5 protein-coding genes are annotated in these 5,275 nt (G+C 35.5%); 2 read left to right on the forward strand and 3 right to left on the reverse strand.

Translation table 11 applies throughout. The features are described from left to right. The first annotated feature begins 43 nt into the window (after nucleotides 1–43). Nucleotides 44–931 carry an RNA-guided endonuclease InsQ/TnpB family protein gene (locus tag F6K23_RS26465; protein WP_367267827.1) on the forward strand — a complete coding sequence of 296 codons (888 nt, stop codon included), beginning with the start codon at nucleotides 44–46 and terminating at the stop codon, nucleotides 929–931. Nucleotides 932–1,274: 343 nt separating this feature from the next. Here F6K23_RS26465 and F6K23_RS26470 read toward each other — a convergent pair whose 3' ends face one another. Both F6K23_RS26470 and F6K23_RS26475 read right to left on the reverse strand, forming a co-directional pair. Then, entirely contained in the window at nucleotides 1,275–1,814 is a 540-nt protein-coding gene (locus F6K23_RS26470) for a hypothetical protein (RefSeq protein WP_293161331.1), read from the reverse strand. A gap of 46 nt (nucleotides 1,815–1,860) precedes the next feature. Further along, the gene (locus tag F6K23_RS26475; RefSeq protein WP_293161333.1) at nucleotides 1,861–2,043 is read right to left on the reverse strand and encodes a hypothetical protein; all 183 of its coding nucleotides are present in this window, start codon (nucleotides 2,041–2,043) and stop codon (nucleotides 1,861–1,863) included. 162 nt (nucleotides 2,044–2,205) lie between these two features. Here F6K23_RS26475 and rpsD point away from each other — a divergent pair, with 162 nt between their 5' ends. Next, entirely contained in the window at nucleotides 2,206–2,814 is a 609-nt protein-coding gene (rpsD, locus tag F6K23_RS26480; protein ID WP_293161335.1) for a 30S ribosomal protein S4, read from the forward strand. 469 nt (nucleotides 2,815–3,283) lie between these two features. Here rpsD and moaA read toward each other — a convergent pair whose 3' ends face one another. Next, on the reverse strand, nucleotides 3,284–4,270 hold the full coding sequence (gene moaA, locus F6K23_RS26485; RefSeq protein ID WP_293161337.1) for a GTP 3',8-cyclase MoaA: 987 nt from the start codon (nucleotides 4,268–4,270) through the stop codon (nucleotides 3,284–3,286). Between the last annotated feature and the right edge of the window lie 1,005 nt (nucleotides 4,271–5,275).

The following is a 5,275-nucleotide window of genomic DNA, read 5'->3' on the forward strand; positions in this document are numbered from 1 at the left end:
TCACATGAAGCAATGATACTCACTCCCCTGAGTGATGTACAGATTGTCGGGAGCCGGATGCACGGAAACGGGCACGTCCGGATCTAACTGGGAGTTGCCCTGGGTAATACCAGGCTTCGACCCAACCAAAGAAACTCATAATTTTCAAGGCAATGTAGTAGGAATAGATTTAGGTTTAAACGTTTTCTATACTGATAGTAATGGTGATGTTGTAGAAAATCCTAAGTATTTGAGGAAGTCGGAAAAACGACTAAAAAAGCTACAACGGAGAGTATCACGTCGCCACGAGAAAGGTAAGAAACCTCAGTCAAATAACTACCACAAAGCCAGAAAGCAATTAGCCAGGCAGCATCTTAAAATTAGCAGACAGCGTAAAGACCATGCAGTAAAGACTGCAAGGGCGTTAATCCAATCTCACGACTTGGTAGTCTACGAAGATTTGAAGATTGCTAACCTAGTTAAGAATCATCATTTAGCTAAGTCCATATCTGATGCAAGTTGGCATCAGTTCACCGAATGGTTAGAATACTATGCTAAGTTGCATGGAATTGCTTCCATAGCAGTGCCTCCACATTTCACATCTCAAAATTGTTCTTCTTGTGGTCAGACTGTTAAAAAATCTTTGTCTGTGAGGACTCACAAATGTCCTCACTGTGGTTATATAGCAGACTGTGACCATAACGCAGCAAAGAACATTTTAGCTAAAGGTTTAGAGATGTTAGGAGCAATAGTCAACAGTACCGAGGGGCACTCGGAATCTGGGGGAAACCCAAAAGCTACGGGAGAGTCCGACCTCTGGATTAGTAATAGCAATATGGCTAATCTAAGTCATCTGTGTGAGCGTAGAATCATCAATGATGAGAATCCCGCATTGCGTTACTCTGATTTGATGCCGGGAGTATGTCAAACAAGCGATGTTTACAGAGTATAGGATTTCAGCTTATAAAATGTAATTTATTTTGTTTACCTGCTTACCTAATAATTAATTTTTTAAAGCTATTCTTCTTTGAATAAATCAAGATTTGAATAAATCAAGAAAAAATGTGTTGCTGAATCTAAGGTATGAAAATAAAAATTAAAGAATCTCAAATATTTGTCATTTAATATTTGAGCAATCGCCAAAAAATACAAATCATACCCACGTATTAACAACACCAGAAAAAAAATATCATTCGCCAATCCTATTCGCCTTAAGGAAAGGTAATTATTAATTATTAATTGTTAATTGTTTAAAACTACCTTTAACTTTCTTCATCTGGAGAAATATCGCTAATTTATGCATCGGGATTGAGGCAATTAGATAATAATTCTTCTGTAGTTAATCCAACATTAGCACTTAAACTAACCACACAAAAAGAAAAACGTTTTGGTAGTAAACTAAGACGACAACTTTCTAAAATAGCAGCTTCATTAGACTTATCTGTAACTGATTCATTAATTGTTTCTACACAAGTACCTAACTCATCAACTCTTCTGACTCGTTGACAGTTAAATAGAATATCTTCTGCTGAAAGTTCTTCTGTTGTACTATCATATATTTTTGTGACGCATCCTGATAAACCTCTGGGTTTGAGAGCTGCACCACAAGCATTAGCTACTTCTGCGTCAGACAAACCTACGCTTAGTAAATCTTCAGAGCAAATTTTAAAAGATTTTTTATTTGCTTGAGCTATTGCGACTTCAGGAGTAGCTATTAACAAACCATAACTAAAAACTCCTACTAAATAAATCCAGCGCCAATGACGGAATTTAATAGATCGAGGAAACTTTTTCACGAATAAATTAGAAAAGTTAATATTAGGAATATTAGGCATATTGACATCTTCCCGACGTTGCGCATAGCGCGACAACGCGGGATTCCTAAACCTCACGGATCAGGACTTTCTGCTTCCTAGCACCTGCCTCCGAGGCCAAGCCTCTTTCTGGTCTTATGGTCGCTCCACAGACTGAAACTGCTAGCCCAGCAGCCTTATTTAAGGCTAACACACTAATTGGCAAAACCGCAAAATTGATTGGTTTTCCTCGCTCATGCTTCGCAAACATCCCGATGCTCCCCTTCAGGAGATCGCGGGTCTTCAACCAACATTGAGATAAATAAATTAAATTAATAGGTTTACCGCTAAAGAAAGGCCCATTGACAAAGCAACGCTTAAGTAGTATACAATATAAGTTTGTGGTTAAATTTGATGTTAATGAGGAAATTATATGTCTAGATATAGAGGCCCACGCTTAAGAATAGCGCGTCGTCTCGGTGACTTACCAGGACTAACTCGTAAAAGTCCCAGACGTGCTTATCCCCCTGGTCAACATGGTCAAAATCGGAGAAAGCGCTCAGAGTATGCCATCCGACTAGAAGAGAAGCAAAAATTGCTTTATAATTATGGTCTTCGCGAACGACAACTCCTACGTTATGTAAAAAAAGCTCGTCGTGCAGCAGGTTCCACAGGACAAGTATTATTGCAACTACTAGAAATGCGTTTAGATAATACTGTATTTCGTTTAGGAATGGCACCAACTATTCCCTCAGCACGACAGCTAGTTAATCATGGTCATGTAACAGTAAATGGTAAAGTTGTTAGTATTGCTAGTTATCAGTGTAAACCAGGAGAGGTAATTGGCGTTAGGCAAAAAGAGGCATCTCAGGAATTGGTAAAAACTAATCTTCAATATCCTGGTTTAGCTAATATTCCTAGCCATTTAGAATTTGATAAAAATAAACTTGTTGGTAAGGTGAATAGTATTGTGGAACGGGAGTGGGTAGCACTTCAAATTAACGAACTATTAGTTGTGGAATATTATTCCAGACAAGCTTAGAGATTTTATATCAGGGAACAGGGAACAGGGAACAGGGAACAGAGAACAGGGAACAGTAGGAAAAACATTTCCCCTTCTTTGGTTTATTATCAGTCTATGTCCTACAACGGTTTTCATTTCAGTAGACTACAGTAGGGGCGAATGGCCATTTGCCCTTACAGAGTGTTGGTTATGACGATGTGGTTTATCAACATGAAAAGCGCTGTAATTAACTCTTTCTTTGCTATAGTTTTTTATCTGAATTTTTGATTTACTCCACTAAACCCCGTCTAGTTTATTTTTAGGCGGGGTTAACGAAGTTAGAAGTTAGAAGTTAGAAGTTAGAAGTTAGAAGTTAGAAGTTAGAAGTTAGAAGTTAGAAGTTAGAAGGAAAAATTGCTTATGATAGTCAACTATCGGCCATTTCGTCTCTTATAACCCCAAACAATTTTAAGTACCCCCGTTGATAACTGATAACTGATAACTGATTTCAACCACCAATTTGTGACATAGTTCGACCATAACTTCCTGTAGTACCAGACTCTCTTTGCTTAAAATTAATTTCTGGTTTAATACCGAGCAAATATTCTACCTGCTGCCGTAACTTCTTAACAGAAACCCCACTACGCAGCGCACTTTTTAAATTTATTTGCCCCATTTCATTCAAAAGGCAAGGTCTTAACCATCCATCTGCTGAGAGACGCATTCTATTGCAGCGATCGCAAAAACATTCTGACATTTGACTAATAAATCCGAGTGTCCCTTTTGCTCCAGGAATTTGAAAGACATCGGCAGGCCCATTTCCTTTGACAGAAGATTCTGTTAACCCCCATCGTTTCCTAATTTTTTGCCGTAATTCTTCTGAAGATATCCAACCTCGGTCGTCAAATAATTTATCGTTACCAATGGGCATAAATTCAATAAATCTAACGTGCCAATGACGGTCAATAGTTAAAGCTGCTAAGTCTAAAACTTCATGGTCGTTAACCCCAGGAATTACCACTACATTGATTTTTAGAGGGTCAAAACCTACATCATAAGCAGCTTGAATGCCATTCCAAACAAGTTGCCAACGACTACGACCCCGATTACCAATAATTATATTAAAAGTATCTGAGTCTAGAGAATCTAAACTAATATTAACTCTTCTCAAGCCAGCTTGATATAAATCTTTTGCCATACCTGCCAACAAAAATCCATTGGTGGTCATTGATAGATCCTGGGTCTCTGGGAAAGAGGCGATCACTTCTACTAAATCTATTACACCAGGACGTAATAAAGGTTCGCCTCCTGTTAACCGAAACCTGGTAAAACCTACAGGAATAAAAACTTCTTTTAGTAGAGTTAATAATTCATTATGAGTTAGTAAGTTTTGTTGTAATACATAGTTAATTTCTGCACCTTCTGGCATACAATATTGACACCTAAAATTGCAACGATCTATCAGACTAATTCTTAGATAATCAACTTTATTCATGTTAAAAATATTCTCTTGAGCAGTGGATATAAAAAGTTTTTTTTCTACCGATTTAACCAGAGTATCAAATATATAATTAATTTTGCTTGACTACATTATCCCGAATGTCAATCATAATTTTTACAACTAATTTATTATAATGCAAGTTTCATAAAATATTGCTAAATTCATCGCAAACATCAAGACCAGTATCTTAAAAAAGAAGGGAATTAGGTTGAATATTTACAATTGCTGCATGGTATATAACTAGAAAATTGTGGTAGTTTAATTTTTTTCACTAATTAGTCTTAAATTCTATCTTATTATTCAATTTTTGAATAATTTTACTTGGTATTGAATTGCATATTTTTGAGATAGATAATTTACAAATAAAAAAAATAAATCATCAAATAAATATAATTTTAAATAGAATAAAAGCCCATAAATAAAGATAACAACTCCTAACATTTCAAAAAATTATTCAATCGTTATCAATATTTCATAAAAAAAGTTATTAGATCATATAAATAAGCGTAATATCTACCAACCATTTCCATGCCAATTCCACCTCCAACATAAAATATTCAGGGTTGCATATTATGGAATGATACTAAATACGGTTTAGCAATAGGATATTCAAAAAAGTTGAAGCCTTTGTTATACATAGGATTTGGGAATAGGGTAAGTAGTTTTTCATAACCGGATTTAGTATGATATTGCTAAAATTTAGTTGATACTTTGACTAAAAAAACCTAATATTAATTATTCTAGCAATTGATTAATTCAAAATCCTGTTCATCAAAAATATAAAATCATTCGTCACTGTGCAACGCCGAAAAAATAGATATTTTATTTTTCTAGGCAGAGACTGCAGAAACTTTAAATCAATCTAATTTTAAATAGCACAAAAGCCCATAAATAAAGATCACAACTCCTAACATTTCAAGAAACTCTTCAATGGTTACCAATATTTCATAAAAAAAGTTATTAGTATCATACAAATAAGCGTAATATCCACCAACCATT

Source organism: Okeania sp. SIO2C9 (assembly GCF_010672455.1).
Lineage (GTDB): Bacteria > Cyanobacteriota > Cyanobacteriia > Cyanobacteriales > Microcoleaceae > Okeania.